A 14,738-nucleotide genomic window follows, 5' to 3' on the forward strand; every position below is an offset into this window, starting at 1 on the left:
CCGCGGCATAGGATGGGGCCCCGTTCTCGCCGTGCAAAGGTGCTTGCCTTCCTCATGGACATCACACCCGCTGGAGTTCCCGACAAGTTCGCCGTCCTCGGCCTGACGTTCGACGACGTGCTGCTGCAACCGAACGAGTCCGACGTGATCCCGTCGGAGGCCGTCACCAAGTCCCGGGTCAGCCGCAACATCGAGGTGAACATCCCGCTGGTCTCCAGCGCGATGGACACCGTCACCGAGGCGCGGATGGCGATCGCGATGGCCCGTCAGGGCGGTCTGGGCGTGCTGCACCGCAACAACTCGATCGAGGACCAGGCCCAGCAGGTCGACCTGGTCAAGCGCTCCGAGTCCGGCATGATCGCCCAGCCGATCACCATCGGCCCGGACGCGACCATCGGCGAGGCCGACGCGCTCTGCGGGCAGTACCGGATCTCCGGCGTGCCCGTGGTCGACAACGCCGGCGTCCTGGTCGGCATCGTCACCAACCGCGACATGCGCTTCGAGAACGACCCGAGCCGGCCGATCCACGAGGTGATGACGCGGCAGCCGCTGGTCACCGGGCCGCAGGGGATCAGCGCCGACGACGCGATCAAGCTGCTCAGCCGGCACAAGATCGAGAAGCTGCCGCTGGTCGACGAGGCCGGCAAGCTGACCGGCCTGATCACGCTGAAGGACTTCGTCAAGCGCGACCAGTTCCCGCTCGCCACCAAGGACGCCTCCGGGCGGCTGGTGGTCGGTGCCGCGATCGGCTTCTTCGGTGAGGCCTGGAAGCGCGGCATGACGCTGATCGAGGCCGGCGTCGACGTTCTTGTGGTCGACACCGCGCACGGTCACTCGCAGGCCCAGCTCGACATCATCCGCAAGCTCAAGGCCGACCCGGCCACCCGCGGCGTGGACATCGTCGGTGGCAACGTCGGCACCCGCGCCGGTGCCCAGGCGCTGGTCGACGCCGGTGCCGACGGCGTCAAGGTGGGCGTGGGCCCGGGCTCGATCTGTACGACGCGCGTAGTCTCCGGTGTCGGAGTCCCGCAGGTCACCGCGATCTACGAGGCGTCCCTGGCCTGCAAGCCGGCCGGCGTACCGGTGATTGGTGACGGCGGCCTGCAGTACTCCGGTGACATCGCCAAGGCGCTGGTCGCCGGCGCGGACACCGTGATGCTCGGCTCGCTGCTGGCCGGTTGCGAGGAGTCGCCCGGCGACCTGGTCTTCATCAACGGCAAGCAGTTCAAGGCGTACCGCGGGATGGGCTCGCTCGGCGCGATGCAGTCCGGCGGCCTGCGCAAGTCGTACTCGAAGGACCGCTACTTCCAAAGCGACGTCGGCAGCGACGAGAAGCTGATCGCCGAGGGCGTCGAGGGCCAGGTGCCGTACCGCGGCCCGCTGTCGGCCGTCGCGCACCAGTTGATCGGCGGCCTGCGCCAGTCGATGTGGTACTGCGGATCGCGCACCGTCGCGGAGCTGCAGGACAAAGGCGTCTTCGTCCGGATCACCTCGGCCGGCCTGCAGGAGTCGCACCCGCACGACATCCAGATGACGGTCGAGGCCCCGAACTACTCCGGCCGCTGACGGTCACTGATTTACGGTCCGCGCCACGCCCTCCGAAGGTGTGTGCCGCGCAACAGGACGAGAATGGGTGACCGACCCAGCTCGTCGTCTGTTGGAAGGTGCGCTCGATGTCATCAAGCACGCTCGACCGAACTCACGACCAGACTCCGCCGATCCGAACCTCCCGCCGAGGGGCGGTCATCCGCAGGATCTCACTCTTCCTGCTGGCGCTGACCGCCTCGCTCGGCTTCTCCCTGGTCCCGGCGTACGCGGCCTTCGTGCCGATCCCGTCGAACTACGTCTACGACACCAGCCGGGGTGCCTGGCACGACTACTGCACGCTGTCACCGGACGTCCCGTACGTACCGCCCGGCTCGCACGTCGACTTCCGCGGGCCCTGCGCCCGGCATGACATGTGCGAGGAGGCCGGCGGCAAGAACACCTATGCCTGCGACCGGTTGTTCTTCAATCTGATGCACGAACAGTGCGCCTGGGCGTTCGCCTCCGACAACCCGCACCGTGGTCCGTGCGACTTCATCGCCGACACCTACTACAACACCGTCCGCCAAACCGGCTGACCTCCCTGCCCGCTGTCGTCAGGGGGTCACCTCGGTAAGGTGACCCCATGACCGAGATCGAGATCGGCCGCGCGAAGCGCGGGCGGCAGGCCTACGCGTTCGACGACATCGCGATCGTGCCGTCGCGGCGGACCCGCGACCCCGAGGAGGTCTCGGTCGCCTGGCAGATCGACGCGTACCGGTTCGAGTTGCCGATCCTGGCCGCGCCGATGGACTCGGTGATGTCGCCGGCCACCGCGATCGCGATCGGCAAGGCCGGCGGGGTCGGCGTACTGAACCTCGAGGGCCTCTGGACCCGGTACGACGATCCGACCTCGCTGCTGGAGGAGATCACCACTCTCGGCAAGGAGCGGGCGACCGTCCGGCTGCAGGAGATCTACTCGGCGCCGATCAAGCCCGAGCTGATCTCCCAGCGGGTGCAGGAGATCCGCGACTCCGGCGTGACCGTGGCCGGTGCGCTGTCGCCGCAGCGGACGAAGCAGTTCGCCAAGCACGTCGTGGACGCGGGGGTCGACCTGTTCGTCATCCGCGGTACGACGGTGTCGGCCGAGCACGTCTCGGGCCAGGCCGAGCCGCTGAACCTCAAGCAGTTCATCTACGACCTCGACGTGCCGGTGATCGTCGGTGGCTGCGCGACGCACCAGGCCGCGCTGCACCTGATGCGGACCGGCGCGGCCGGCGTACTGGTCGGCTTCGGTGGCGGTGCCGCCCACACGACCCGCAAGGTGCTCGGCGTCGCCGTACCGATGGCTAGTGCTGTCGCTGACGTTGCTGCTGCCCGGCGCGACTACATGGACGAGTCCGGCGGTCGGTACGTGCATGTCATCGCAGACGGCTCGGTCGGTCGCTCCGGCGACCTGGCCAAGGCGATCGCCTGTGGCGCCGATGCCGTGATGGTCGGCTCTCCGCTGGCCCGCGCGAGCGACGCTCCCGGCGGTGGCTTCCACTGGGGTGCCGAGGCCTGGCACGCCGACCTGCCCCGTGGCGAGCGCGTCGAGTTCGGCGTCAGCGGCACGATGGAGCAGATCCTGTTCGGCCCGTCCTTCGTTCCGGACGGCACGATGAACCTGGTCGGCGCCCTCAAGCGCGCGATGGCGACCACCGGCTACACCGAGCTCAAGGAGTTCCAGCGGGTCGAGGTGGTCGTCGGTTGACCACCGGCGTCCTGCTGCTGCACGGGTCGAGCGGGAAGCCCGATCTCGACCGTGCGGCTGTCCTCAGGGCCGCCGGGTACGACGTCGTCGCGCCGCAGTGGTTCGACGGGCCGATCAGCGAGATCCCGCTGGAGTCCTTCCCGCTGGACGAGTTGGCTGATCGCAACGACCGGCTGACCGTGATGGGCATGTCCTACGGCGCCGTGGCCGCGTTGCTGCTCGGCAGCTTCGACGAGCGCGTCGACGCCGTGGTCGCGATCGCGCCCGGCGCCCACGTGTGGGGCTGGATCGGAGCCGGCGAGCAGACCTCGATGTTCACCCGGCAGGGCGAACCGCTGCCGTTCGTGCCGTTCGATCCCGACTGGGAGCCGGCCGACGATCCGCCGAGCTACCTCGGGCTCTACTGCCGGTCGCTCGAGCGGTACGCCGCCCAGGCCGAGGCGGCGCAGATTCCGGTCGAGCGGTTCAAGGGCGACCTCCTGCTGCTCGCCGGTGGTGACGACCAGCTCTGGCCGTCGGTACGGTTCGCGGAGCAGCTCGCGCTGCGGCGCGGCAACCTGCTCACCCAGGTGCTGGTCAACGGCGCGGCCGGGCACCGGATCGTGTTTCCGGGCGAGGACGTCAAGACCGCCGGGCAGCGGATGGCCCGCGGCGGCACCGAGGTGGCCGACCGGGCCTTCGGCGGGCAGTCCTGGGCAGTTGTCGATCGGGTCCTGGCCGGGACGCGCTGACCAGGTAGCTTGGCGACGACCTGGAATGGATGGATCTGGAAGGATTGGTCGCATGGGACTGTTCAGCAGCCGCCGTACCGAGGTCGACAACGTGGTGCAGGCCGAGGCGCGGACCCGGTTGACCTCGGAGGACGTCGACCAGATCCGTTTTCTGCTCACCACCAAGAAGAAGGTGGTCGCGGTCAAGTACGTGCGGGACCGGACCGGGATCCACCTGAAGCACGCGAAGGACCTGGTCGACGACATCCAGCTCGGCCGCTACGTCCCGCCGGTGACAGACACTCCGGTACTGCGGGTGCCCGGCAACAATCTGGCCGAGCGGACCCGTGCGCTCAAGGCGGCAGGCGACCTGCACCAGGCCACCGCGCTGGTGGTCAGCGAGACCGGCATGACGGAGCTGGAGGCCGGCCTCTTCGTCGGCGCCCTGCACGCCGAGAACCGTGGCCTGCAGGACTCCTAGCAGCTACGACTGCTGGGCGGGACTGCCGGGAACTACAACTGCGCGGCGGCCTCGTGCGCGTCCTGTGACCCGGTGAAGTCGCCCTTCGCGGCCAGCAGATCACCGTGGTGCCGCAGGCAGGCGCCGGCCAGCACCTTCATCTCGAGATCCGTCATCGTGAACGGGATCAGCGCGGTCGCGACCTCGGCACTCCAGCCGGCTAGGTCGAGCGCCATCTCGATCTGCCCGCTCGCGTGGTACGCGCCGGAGATGTCGAGCAGCACCTTGGCCCAGATCGGGGCGTAGGTACTGGTCTCGTACCGCATCCGGTGCGACTCGCGCTCCGACGAGATCGCGAACAGGTAGTGCGCCTCGAGTCCCAGCGTCAGCGCCGCCTCGGTGTCGTGCGCGAGCATCGGGCGGACCAGTTCGGCCAGCTCGGTGGCCCGGACCGCGGCCGACTCGGGATCGGTCCGGCCGGAGACCGTCGCCAGGGTCATTCCCGGCGCCGGCTCGCTCAGCGCCACCAGCCGGAAGTACTGCTCGTACGGCCCGAGCTTGATCTCGGCCGTCTCCAGCGCTGTGGTCAGTGACGGCGGGATGCCGCGATCCAGCTCCTCCGCGACCAGGGCGGCTGTAGCCGGATCGGTCGCGTGCGCCGTCCGCAGGCAGTTCTCGCCCTCGAGCACGCGGCCGACGATCCCGAGATGCTTGCCCTTGCGGGTGAGAGCGGCGACCAGCGTGCGCAGGTCCGTCGCCGACTCCGAGTCGGCCAGCGTGTCGGCGGTGGTCAGGCCGACCTCGTCGGCCTCCAGTGCGAGATCCAGCCGGCCGTTGGCGGCGTGGATGTCGGCCGAGACGGCGGTCGCCGAGCAGAGGTAGCGCGCGTACGTCAGGGACTGTGAGCTGGCGTTGATCTGGTCGGCCAGTTGGAGGAACAGCTGGGTGGCCGCGTCGGCGGAGGCGACGGCCAGCGCCGGATCGCCGTACCGGCGCAGGATCAGGGCGTTCATCGCGAGCACCCGGGCGAAGTCGGGCTGGTGCAGGATGCCGTCCTTGCCGCCGACCAGTTGGCCGTAGGCGATCACCGCGCCGTCCATCTCCAGGACCGCGGTGGCCCCGCGGCCACGATGCGCCTGCGTCATCGCACGCCGAGCCCGGACGTCGGCCAGCAGCGAGGTGCTGTCCAGTACGCCGGCATCGCTCAGCTCGGTGTACCCGAGTTGGGCCTCGTGCAGCGCGGCAAGCGCTTCCTCGTGCCGGCCCGAGGCGTTCAGGGAGCCGGCCAGCTCGTACTGCGTCGCCGCCATCAGGTGCTTGGCCTCGTAGTGGTCGGGGCGATCCCCGGCCCGCTCCCTGGCCAGCTCGATGACACGTTGCTGATAAGGCCCGGCCTCGTCGGCGCGACCCTCCTCGATCAGCACCTGGGCCGTCTGCAGAGCCTCGCCGAGTTCGTCCTCAGGGGGCGTCCAGAGCCCCCCGCTGTCCACCATCTCTACGTTCCACCCCTTCACAGGTTCAATCGCTCACCCTAGCGCCAACAGCCGTCAACATGTGTGCGTTCGGCGCCGGAACATCAGTGCCGTGGCACCCGGGTGCTGCCGGGCACCAGTCGCGCTACTGACACAAGCTGTTACCGGCAGGTAGCCTGGGTGGATGAGCGAGCAGACCTCGATCCCGGCCGACCCCGAGCTCGACCCGACCGCGTCGTACGCCACCGACCAGTCGGTGATCCGCCGGCTGGCCGGTCTGTTGCGCGCCTCGGCGGGAACCCGCACCTCCTACGCGCCGGCGACCGGGCAACCGGTGGCCGAGTTGCCGCTGTCCGATCCGGACGACGTACTGGCCGCGGTCCGGTCCGCGCGCAAGACGCAGCGGAGCTGGAAGGGCACCTCGATCGCCGATCGCGCCGCCATCCTGCTGCGCTACCACGACCTGGTGCTGGACCACCGGCACGAACTCGTCGACCTGGTGATCGTCGAGTCCGGCAAGGCGCGCAAGCAGGCCTTCGAGGAGGTCGCGCACGTCGCGCTGACCGCCCGGTACTACGGCCGCAAGGGCCCCGAACTGCTCGCGCCGCAGCGCAAGCTGGGCATGTTCCCGGTGCTCACCCGAGCCGAGCAGCGGTTCGTGCCGAAGGGTGTCGTCGGCATCATCTCGCCCTGGAACTATCCGCTCAGCATGGCGATGGCCGACGGACTGCCGGCGATCATGGCCGGCAACACCGTCGTACACAAGCCGGACAGCCAGACCCCGCTGACCGCGCTGCGCGCGATCGAACTGCTCTACGAAGCAGGCCTGCCGCGCGACGCCTGGCAGCCGGTCAACGGCGACGGCCCGACGGTCGGCGGCGCGCTCATCCAGAACGCCGACTACATCTGCTTCACCGGCTCGACCAAGACCGGCAAGCTGGTCGCCAAGCAGGCCGGCGAACGCCTGATCGGCTGCAGTCTCGAGCTCGGCGGCAAGAACCCGATGCTCGTGCTGCGCGATGCCGACGTGAACCGTGCGGCCGAGGGCGCGGTCCGGGCGTGCTTCGCCAGCGCTGGTCAGTTGTGCGTCTCGATGGAGCGGCTGTACGTCGCCGACCAGGTCTACGACGCGTTCGTCACCGCGTTCGTCGACCGGGTGAAGCGGATCAAGCTCTCGGCCGGTACGGGCTGGGACGTCGACATGGGCTCGCTCATCTCCAAGGCCCAGCTCGACACGGTCAGCCGGCACGTCGACAACGCGCGCGATCGCGGTGCCGTCGTACTGGCCGGCGGGAAGGCGCGACCCGACATCGGCCCGCTCTTCTACGAGCCGACCGTGCTGTCCGGAGTGACCCCGGAGATGGAGTGCTTCGACCACGAGACGTTCGGGCCGGTGGTCTCGGTCTACCGGTTCTCCGACGAGGCCGAGGCGATCGCGCGGGCCAACGAGGGGGAGTACGGGCTGAACGCGAGCGTCTGGACCAAGGACGGCCGTCGCGGCCGCGCGATCGCGGCCCAGCTGGTGGCCGGCACCGTCAACGTCAACGAGGGCTACGCCGCCACCTTCGGCTCGATCGACACCCCGATGGGCGGGATGCGCTCCTCCGGCCTCGGCCGCCGCCAGGGCGCCGAAGGCCTCCGCCGGTACGTCGACCCGCAGGCGATCGCCACCCAGCGGGTGCTCCCGATCGCCGCCTCGCACGGACTCAAGGACGAGGCCTACGCCGAACTGATGACCGGAGCCCTGCGAGTGCTGAAGAAACTGGGCCGAGCATGATCCATGACCACGACGTCATCGTGATCGGATCGGGATTCGGCGGCAGTGTGAGTGCGCTGAGACTGGTCGAGAAGGGCTACGACGTCGGGGTCCTGGAGGCCGGGCCGCGGTTCGAGGACCAGGGGTTCGCGAAGAACTCCTGGGACACCAAGCGGTTTCTCTTCGCACCGAAGTTCGGCATGTACGGCATCCAGCGGATCAGCGCGCTGCGCGACGTGATCATCCTGTCCGGCGCCGGGGTCGGCGGCGGCAGCCTGGTCTACGCCAACACCCTGTACGAGCCGCCGCGCGCGTTCTACGCCGACAAGCAGTGGGCCCACATCACCGACTGGCGAAGCGAGCTCGCCCCGTACTACGACCAGGCGAAGCGGATGCTCGGCGTCACCACCTATCCCGGCTTCACCCCGGCGGACAAGGTGATGAAGCAGGTCGCCGACGACATGGGGGTGGGGGACACCTTCCATCCGACCCCGGTCGGCGTGTTCTTCGGTGAGCCCGGCGTCGAGGTGGACGACCCGTTCTTCGGTGGTGCCGGTCCCCGGCGTTCGGGCTGCACCGACTGCGGCGAGTGCATGACCGGCTGCCGGCACAACGCCAAGAACACGCTGACCAAGAACTACCTGTACCTGGCCGAGAAGGCCGGCGCCCAGGTGTATCCGATGACCACGGTGACGTCGGTCGAGGAGCTGCCCGGCGGCGGCTACGCGATCGAGACCCGGCGGACGTCGAACCGGAAGCTGGTCCGCAGGTTCACCGCCCAGCAGGTGATCTTCGCTGCCTCCGCCCTCGGCACCGCGAAGCTCCTGCACCGGATGAAGGACCAGGGCAAGCTGCCGCACCTGTCCGACCGGCTCGGCGTGCTGACCCGGACGAACTCCGAGTCGCTGCTCGGAGCCATCGCCCGCGACCGGGACGTCGACTACTCCCGTGGCGTCGCGATCACCTCGTCGTTCCACCCCGACGACATCACCCACATCGAGCCGGTCCGGTACGGCCGCGGCAGCAACGTGATGTCGCTGCTGCAGACCGTCCTGACCGATGGCGGCGGCGACCGGCCACGCTGGCGCACCTGGCTGCGCGAGCTGGGTGTCCAGCGCAAGAACCTGCGCCGGCTGTACGACCTGAAGCACTGGTCCGAGCGGACCGTGATCGCGCTGGTGATGCAGACCGAGGACAACTCGATCACCACCTTCGGCAAGCGGGACCGGTTCGGCCGCTGGCGGCTGACCTCGAAACAGGGCCACGGCGCCCCGAACCCGTCCTGGATCCCGGTCGCCAACGAGGTGGTCCGCCGGATGGCCAAGCTGATGGGCGGTACGCCGGGTGGCACCATCGGCGAACCGTTCAACGTGCCGATGACGGCGCACTTCATCGGCGGCTGCGCGATCGGCGACTCCGCCGCGACCGGCGTGGTCGATCCGTACCACCGGGTCTACGGGCATCCGGGGCTGCACATCGTGGACGGCTCGACCATCTCGGCGAACCTGGGCGTCAACCCGTCGCTGACCATCACGGCGCAGGCCGAGCGGGCGTTGTCCTTCTGGCCCAACAAGGGCGACGAGGACAGTCGGCCGGCGCCCGGATCGGAGTACCGGAGGGTGGCGGCGGTCACACCGCGCAAGCCGGTGGTGCCCGCCGAAGCTCCCGGAGCACTGCGACTTCCTATTGTCGAGATCACCGGTCCGGAACGCGCTGTAACGCAACCGTGACGCACTGACGGCAAGGCCCGGTAATCCGTGAGGTTACCGGGCAGTCAACCAAGTCCGGGGGAAATGAAAAAGGCTCAGGATTTCTCCTGAGCCTTTCTCACAAAAGGGAGAAGACCCCTCGGGAACGTTTCCGCCCAAATCGTTTCCCAAGGGGCCTTCTCAAGCCGGGGTGAGGCGCCCGGCGCTTTGGGATCGGGTCGCCAACCATAGCTGGCGACCCGAGCTCGTGATCCTCACTCTACTACCGATTCGAGCCATTTCGACCTCTGCGCGGTGACCGTAATCACTCTGCGTGCTGTTCGTAATGTGCGACCTTTCAGTCGCTCCTCGTAATCGAGAAGTGGTGTTCTTGCGTTCACCGCCTCTGCACACATCAACGAGGCCGTTCACCAGGGGTTACGAGATTCCGAAAAAGTTTTTTCCGGGCCGTGACGCCCCTCGCAGCGCCGACGCTGGGCCTGCCTTACTGTGAGCCGACCGTCCGATCAGGCAGGAGAACAATGACCGACATCCTCGAGGTTGCCCGTGAGCAGGTTCTGGAGCAAGGGATCGGCCTCACCCAGGAGCAGTTGGTCGAGGTACTGCGCTCGCCGGACGAGCAGCTGGACGACCTGCTCGCGCTGGCCCACGAAGTCCGGGTCAAGTGGTGCGGTGAGGAGGTCGAGGTCGAGGGGATCATCTCGCTGAAGACCGGCGGCTGCCCCGAGGACTGTCACTTCTGCTCCCAGTCCGGCCAGTTCACCTCGCCGGTCCGCGCGGTCTGGCTGAACATCCCGGAGCTGGTGGAGGCCGCCAAGGAGACCGCGAAGACCGGTGCGACCGAGTTCTGCATCGTCGCCGCCGTCCGCGGTCCGGACGCCCGGCTGATGGCGCAGGTGAAGGCCGGCATCGAGGCGATCCGCGCCGAGGTCGAGATCAACATCGCCTGCTCGCTCGGGATGCTGACCCAGGAGCAGGTGGACGAGCTCAAGGCGATGGGCGTGCACCGCTACAACCACAACCTGGAGTCGGCCCGCTCGTACTTCGGCGACGTGGTCACCACGCACTCCTTCGAGGAGCGCTGGGACACCTGCCTGATGGTGCGCGAGTCCGGCATGGAGCTGTGCTGCGGCGGTCTGGTCGGGATGGGCGAGTCGCTGGAGCAGCGCGCCGAGCTCGCCGCGCAGCTGGCCGAGCTGGAGCCGCACGAGGTGCCGCTGAACTTCCTCAACCCGCGCCCGGGCACGCCGTTCGGCGACATGGAGATCATGGCCGGCAAGGACGCGCTGCGCACGATCGCCGCGTTCCGGCTGGCGATGCCGAGGACCGTCCTGCGGTACGCCGGTGGCCGGGAGCTGACCCTGGGCGACCTCGGCACCCGCGAGGGCCTGCTCGGTGGCATCAACGCCGTCATCGTCGGCAACTACCTGACGACGCTGGGACGTTCGGCGACTGCCGACCTGGACCTGCTGGCCGAGCTGAAGATGCCGGTGAAGGAACTCCAGAAGACGCTATGACCGCAGCTGACGGTCCGGCCGCGCCGTACTGCGGTCACTGCGGCCGGGAACTGGCCGGCGGCGGTCACGACGACTGCCGCCGGGCGCTCGCCCTGGAGCCGCCCCGGTACTGCGCCGAGTGCCGGCGCCGGATGATCGTGCAGGTCAGCCCGATGGAGTGGACCGCGCGCTGCTCCGTGCACGGTGAGCTGAACTCGGCCGGAGAGCGGAGTCCGGCGCGGTAGGGTTGAAACATGCCCGACGCCGTCCCTCGCCTGCTGGTCGCTCTCTACGGACCGACCTCGGCGGGCAAGACCGCGGTGTCGATCGACCTGTGCCTGCGGATCCGGGACGAGCTCGGGCTCGCCCCGATGGTCGTCTCGGCCGACTCCCGCCAGGTCTACCGCTACATGGACATCGGCACCAGCAAGACGACGCCGGAGGAGATGCGCGGGGTCCCGCACACGATGCTCGACGTCACCGAGCCGGTGCGGAAGCTGGAGCTGGAGACCTTCGTCTCCGAGGCCCGCAAACACATGGACGACTGCTGGAAGTCCGGCGGCGTCCCGGTGATCGTCGGCGGCACGAGCGTCTACGTCCGCTCGCTGCTGGAGGGCTGGGAGGTGGACGCGGTCGCCGAGGCGCGCAACACCGTCCGGCGGGACTTCCCCCGCAGCATGGCCGAGGACGCGTACGCCGTACTGACGCGGCTGGACCGGACGGCCGCGGCCAAGATCCACGAGAACAACTACGAAGCGATCGTGAACGCGCTGGCGCATGCCATGGGCAACGACCCTGAGCGCGCGAACACCTCGGTGGCCGCGCGGCAGGTGGTGCTCGGGGTGGACCGTCCCGCCGCGGACATCGATCGCCGGGTGGCGGAGACCTACGACCACCAGGTCGAGCGTGGTCTGCGGGACGAGGTGCTCGGCCTCGACGAGCGTTACGACGTCCTGGCGCAGTACCGCGGACTCGGTCAGGACTCGCCGAACCAGGTCGTCCACACCCATGGCTACACCGAATGGTTCGACCTCGCGCTGGAGCGTGGCAAGGCGGTGGAGAACCTGGGCGCCGCCGACCTGGCGGAGGTGCGCGACCGGGTGGTCGAGCGGATCCGCACCCACACCCGGCGGCAGCGCTCGGCGATCGGGAAGCTCGCCGGCGTCAAGCTGGTGCGCAGCGAGCGGGATGCCTTCGCGGCGGTCCGAGCAGCCCTGACAGCGCCTGCCCCCAAGCCCGCCGGCGGTGCGAAGGCGGCTGGTGCATCGAAGACAGCTGGGGGATCAAAGACAGCTGGTGGGCCGAGGTCCGCGGGCGGCGGCAAGCCTGCCGGCGGCGCGAAGAGTGCTGATGGCGCGAAGAGCGCCGGTTCCGCAAGATCAGCGGGTGGCGGGAAGCCCGCCGGGGGCTCGAGATCTGCGGGTGGCGCGAAGTCCTCGGGGGGTCGTGGTTCCGCGGGCCGCTCGGGCGGTCGTGGGGCCGGCGGCCAGCCCCGCCAGGGCAAACCCCGCGGCCCCAAGCCGCGCTGACCCGAACGAGAAGCTGCCAGCGCGACGCCCGCGCGGTCTCACATTCCCTGAGCGAACCAGAACGGCCGGGGGCATCCCCCCGGCCTCGAGCAGGAACGCCGTGCGCGCCTGCCGGCTCTGTTCTGCTCAGCCGCGCCCGGTGCCTCTGTTCCGCTTGTTCGGGTTGGGTTTGCGGCGAGCGTCACCCTTCTCGCCACCCTGGTCGCGACCGCGCCGTTCGTCACCGCGCTCGTGCTTCTCCTGGCTCGACGGGCGCTTGTTCTTGTCGTGCCCGCCGGCCGGCTCGTCCTTGCCCTTGTTCGTGTTCCTGCCGAAGGCCATCGGTGGTCCCTTCTGCCGGAGCCGCCCTCTGCGGCTGCTTCAGGGGGCAGGGCTCACTTGCCCTTGCCGCCCTCTTTCTTCTTCGCGATGATGTTGCGGCCGGCCCTGGTGTTCGGGTTCGGGTTGCGCTGCTGGTCGGCCTGCGCGCGGGCCTGACCGGCCTGGTGCTTGCCCTTGGTGTTCTTGCTCGTGCTGGTGGTGTGTTCCTTGCCGGGCTTGCCGTTCTTACCGAAGGCCATCGTTGAGCTCCTCTGTCGAAAGCTTGTCGTCCGAACAGACGTCGAGTTCCGGCGCCCGGTTCCCGGCTCGTCCGGAACACCGGAAAACGTAGCCACGGAGAGGGTCATCCGGACGCCGGTGGCGGATGCCGGCGACCCAGCCGGCGGCTAGAGTTCTGGGGTGGTCAACGACACCGCCGTCAACGTGCTGGCCGGGCTCGGTACGGCGGCCTGGTCGGCGCCGCAGGCGGTCTCGTACGAGGTTGCGCAGGAGGCGATCCGGCAGGCCGTCGGGTACTACGCGCACCTGATCGCGCAGGAGGAGTCCGCGGCCGAGCCCGACTCCGAGGCAATCGCGGGCTGGCGCGCCGAGCAGGTGGCCTGGTCCGCGCGCGGCAGCGAACTGACACCGCTGGATGGTCGCGAGGTCAAGCGCATCCGGGCCGCCGCCGACAAGCTGCTGAGCGTCGACGAAGACGACGACGACGAAGACCTGGACGAAGCCGACGACGCGGACGATGCCGCCGACGGCGACGGCGACGGCGACGGCGACGGCGATGACGGCGACGGCGACGGCGACGGCGATGACGGCGACGGCGACGGCGATGACGGCGACGGCGACGGCGATGACGGCGACGGCGATGACGGCGACGGCGACGGCGACGATCAGGACGAAACCGAAGGCGAGCGGGAAGCGCACGCGGACGGAGGTGAAACCGCGTGACCGAGTCGGCCGGTGAACACCGGTACCAGCTCGACCAGGCCGAGAGCGACCGGATCTTCCGGGACCGGATCGTGCCCGACCGGCTCACCGGCAGCCCGCAGCAGCAGCCGATCGTGGTCTTCGTCTGTGGCCAGCCCGGCGACGGCAAGGCCACGGTCACCAAACTCGCCGAGGCGGTCCTGCGTCGCCGTGGCCGGCCGGTGATCCTCAGCGCTCCGGCTTTCGAGGCCTACCACCCGCGTCTGTACGAACCGATCACCGACGTGCCCACCACGGCCGACAAGGATGTCCAGCCCGACGGCCGGCGGTGGCTGGCCGCGGCCGAGGCGTTGACGATCCAGCAGCGCTACGACGGGATCGTCGAGACCGAACTGCTCGACCCGAGCGCCTTCGCCGAGTCGGCCCGCCGGTTCAAGGCGGCCGGCTTCCAGGTCGAGATCGCGGTGCTCGCGGTGCACGAGGCGCAGAGCCGGCTCGGCGTACTGGAACGGCATATGCGGGCGCTGGAGGAGTTCGGCTTCGGCCGGCTCACGCCGCCGGCCAGGCACGACGCCGGCTACCAGGGCGTACTGCGGGCCGCCGAGCTGATCGACACGGGAGACTTCGCCGATCGGGCCGCGGTCCTGCGTCCGGACGGCCGGCTGATCTACGGCAATCAGCGCGACGGCAGGGGCCAATGGCAACAACCTCCGCGGACGGGGGAGGCGGTCAGCTGGGAGAGGGAGCGGCCGTGGACGGTGCCGGAGTCGCGGCACTTCCTGGACGTCGCCTCGGAGGTCGGCCGGATCGGGCTGGCCGCGCCGGTCCAGTGGGTCCGCGACGAGTCCGTCGGCCAGGCCAGGGCCGTGACCGCGCTGGCCCGGCGGCGGTTGCACCCCGACGCCGTCACGCTGCACATCGCGACGGCCGGCACCCTGGGCTGATCGCCGGCCCGAGATCCCGCCCACATCCTGACCGCCCGCGCCGCAGTCGGCCGCGGCCACCGATTACTGTGGTGAATCCTCAGGACGAAGGCAGGAAACGGTGTCACGATCGGTCAACGCGCGGCGACGGCCAGAACCGGGGG

General features: G+C 69.5%; 15 protein-coding genes. 12 read left to right on the plus strand and 3 right to left on the minus strand.

The genetic code is table 11. The features are described 5' to 3' along the window. Positions 1-54: 54 nt before the first annotated feature. The 5 genes from guaB to OX958_RS06665 all read left to right on the plus strand — a co-directional run bounded on the left by guaB (position 55) and on the right by OX958_RS06665 (position 4,468). On the plus strand, positions 55-1,566 hold the full coding sequence (guaB, locus tag OX958_RS06645; RefSeq protein WP_270136274.1) for an IMP dehydrogenase: 1,512 nt from the start codon (positions 55-57) through the stop codon (positions 1,564-1,566). 107 nt (positions 1,567-1,673) lie between these two features. Continuing rightward, positions 1,674-2,123, plus strand: a complete 450-nt coding sequence (locus OX958_RS06650; protein ID WP_270136275.1) for a hypothetical protein — start codon at positions 1,674-1,676, stop codon at positions 2,121-2,123. A 47-nt stretch (positions 2,124-2,170) separates the two neighbouring features. Beyond that, positions 2,171-3,277, plus strand: a complete 1,107-nt coding sequence (locus OX958_RS06655; RefSeq protein WP_270136276.1) for a GuaB3 family IMP dehydrogenase-related protein — start codon at positions 2,171-2,173, stop codon at positions 3,275-3,277. After that, on the plus strand, positions 3,274-4,008 hold the full coding sequence (locus OX958_RS06660) for an alpha/beta fold hydrolase (protein ID WP_270136277.1): 735 nt from the start codon (positions 3,274-3,276) through the stop codon (positions 4,006-4,008). Before OX958_RS06655 ends, OX958_RS06660 begins: the two co-directional genes overlap by 4 nt. Positions 4,009-4,060: 52 nt before the next feature. Beyond that, complete coding sequence (locus OX958_RS06665) at positions 4,061-4,468, plus strand: hypothetical protein (protein WP_270136278.1); 408 nt, start codon at positions 4,061-4,063, stop codon at positions 4,466-4,468. 32 nt (positions 4,469-4,500) lie between these two features. Here the strand turns inward: OX958_RS06665 and OX958_RS06670 are convergent, their stop codons facing one another. Further along, on the minus strand, positions 4,501-5,940 hold the full coding sequence (locus tag OX958_RS06670; protein WP_270136279.1) for a hypothetical protein: 1,440 nt from the start codon (positions 5,938-5,940) through the stop codon (positions 4,501-4,503). Positions 5,941-6,103: 163 nt separating this feature from the next. Between OX958_RS06670 and OX958_RS06675 the strand changes: the two genes are divergently transcribed. The 5 genes from OX958_RS06675 (at position 6,104) to OX958_RS06695 (ending at position 12,409) form a co-directional block, all read left to right on the plus strand. Then, positions 6,104-7,696, plus strand: coding sequence for a succinic semialdehyde dehydrogenase (locus OX958_RS06675; protein WP_270136280.1), 1,593 nt, complete (start codon positions 6,104-6,106; stop codon positions 7,694-7,696). After that, a complete protein-coding gene (locus OX958_RS06680; protein WP_270136281.1) occupies positions 7,693-9,405 on the plus strand; it encodes a GMC oxidoreductase in 1,713 nt (570 codons plus the stop codon). Before OX958_RS06675 ends, OX958_RS06680 begins: the two co-directional genes overlap by 4 nt. A gap of 500 nt (positions 9,406-9,905) precedes the next feature. Continuing rightward, on the plus strand, positions 9,906-10,901 hold the full coding sequence (bioB, locus tag OX958_RS06685) for a biotin synthase BioB (RefSeq protein ID WP_270136282.1): 996 nt from the start codon (positions 9,906-9,908) through the stop codon (positions 10,899-10,901). Then, complete coding sequence (gene bsaP, locus OX958_RS06690) at positions 10,898-11,125, plus strand: biotin synthase auxiliary protein BsaP (RefSeq protein WP_270136283.1); 228 nt, start codon at positions 10,898-10,900, stop codon at positions 11,123-11,125. Before bioB ends, bsaP begins: the two co-directional genes overlap by 4 nt. A 9-nt stretch (positions 11,126-11,134) precedes the next feature. After that, positions 11,135-12,409 carry a tRNA (adenosine(37)-N6)-dimethylallyltransferase gene (locus tag OX958_RS06695; protein WP_270136284.1) on the plus strand — a complete coding sequence of 425 codons (1,275 nt, stop codon included), beginning with the start codon at positions 11,135-11,137 and terminating at the stop codon, positions 12,407-12,409. Positions 12,410-12,535: 126 nt separating this feature from the next. Here the strand turns inward: OX958_RS06695 and OX958_RS06700 are convergent, their stop codons facing one another. Together OX958_RS06700 and OX958_RS06705 are read right to left on the minus strand one after the other, a co-directional pair. Then, positions 12,536-12,730, minus strand: coding sequence for a hypothetical protein (locus OX958_RS06700; protein ID WP_270136285.1), 195 nt, complete (start codon positions 12,728-12,730; stop codon positions 12,536-12,538). A gap of 53 nt (positions 12,731-12,783) precedes the next feature. Further along, positions 12,784-12,969, minus strand: a complete 186-nt coding sequence (locus tag OX958_RS06705) for a hypothetical protein (protein ID WP_270136286.1) — start codon at positions 12,967-12,969, stop codon at positions 12,784-12,786. Positions 12,970-13,129: 160 nt separating this feature from the next. Here OX958_RS06705 and OX958_RS06710 point away from each other — a divergent pair, with 160 nt between their 5' ends. Then, a complete protein-coding gene (locus tag OX958_RS06710) occupies positions 13,130-13,672 on the plus strand; it encodes a hypothetical protein (RefSeq protein ID WP_270136287.1) in 543 nt (180 codons plus the stop codon). After that, positions 13,669-14,595, plus strand: a complete 927-nt coding sequence (locus tag OX958_RS06715; protein WP_270136288.1) for a zeta toxin family protein — start codon at positions 13,669-13,671, stop codon at positions 14,593-14,595. The genes OX958_RS06710 and OX958_RS06715 overlap by 4 nt, the downstream gene beginning before the upstream one ends. Positions 14,596-14,738 lie beyond the last annotated feature (143 nt).

This window comes from Kribbella sp. CA-293567, assembly GCF_027627575.1.
Taxonomy (GTDB): Bacteria; Actinomycetota; Actinomycetes; order Propionibacteriales; family Kribbellaceae; genus Kribbella.

Excerpts from the sequence above, each read along its gene's own strand:
- bsaP (WP_270136283.1), top strand. The coding sequence starts at position 10,898 with ATGACCGCAGCTGACGGTCCGGCCGCGCCGTACTGCGGTCACTGCGGC.
- OX958_RS06670 (WP_270136279.1), bottom strand. The coding sequence starts at position 5,940 with ATGGTGGACAGCGGGGGGCTCTGGACGCCCCCTGAGGACGAACTCGGC.
- OX958_RS06680 (WP_270136281.1), top strand. The coding sequence starts at position 7,693 with ATGATCCATGACCACGACGTCATCGTGATCGGATCGGGATTCGGCGGC.
- OX958_RS06700 (WP_270136285.1), bottom strand. The coding sequence starts at position 12,730 with ATGGCCTTCGGCAGGAACACGAACAAGGGCAAGGACGAGCCGGCCGGC.
- OX958_RS06655 (WP_270136276.1), top strand. The coding sequence starts at position 2,171 with ATGACCGAGATCGAGATCGGCCGCGCGAAGCGCGGGCGGCAGGCCTAC.
- bioB (WP_270136282.1), top strand. The coding sequence starts at position 9,906 with ATGACCGACATCCTCGAGGTTGCCCGTGAGCAGGTTCTGGAGCAAGGG.
- OX958_RS06675 (WP_270136280.1), top strand. The coding sequence starts at position 6,104 with ATGAGCGAGCAGACCTCGATCCCGGCCGACCCCGAGCTCGACCCGACC.
- OX958_RS06665 (WP_270136278.1), top strand. The coding sequence starts at position 4,061 with ATGGGACTGTTCAGCAGCCGCCGTACCGAGGTCGACAACGTGGTGCAG.
- guaB (WP_270136274.1), top strand. The coding sequence starts at position 55 with ATGGACATCACACCCGCTGGAGTTCCCGACAAGTTCGCCGTCCTCGGC.
- OX958_RS06695 (WP_270136284.1), top strand. The coding sequence starts at position 11,135 with ATGCCCGACGCCGTCCCTCGCCTGCTGGTCGCTCTCTACGGACCGACC.
- OX958_RS06650 (WP_270136275.1), top strand. The coding sequence starts at position 1,674 with ATGTCATCAAGCACGCTCGACCGAACTCACGACCAGACTCCGCCGATC.
- OX958_RS06705 (WP_270136286.1), bottom strand. The coding sequence starts at position 12,969 with ATGGCCTTCGGTAAGAACGGCAAGCCCGGCAAGGAACACACCACCAGC.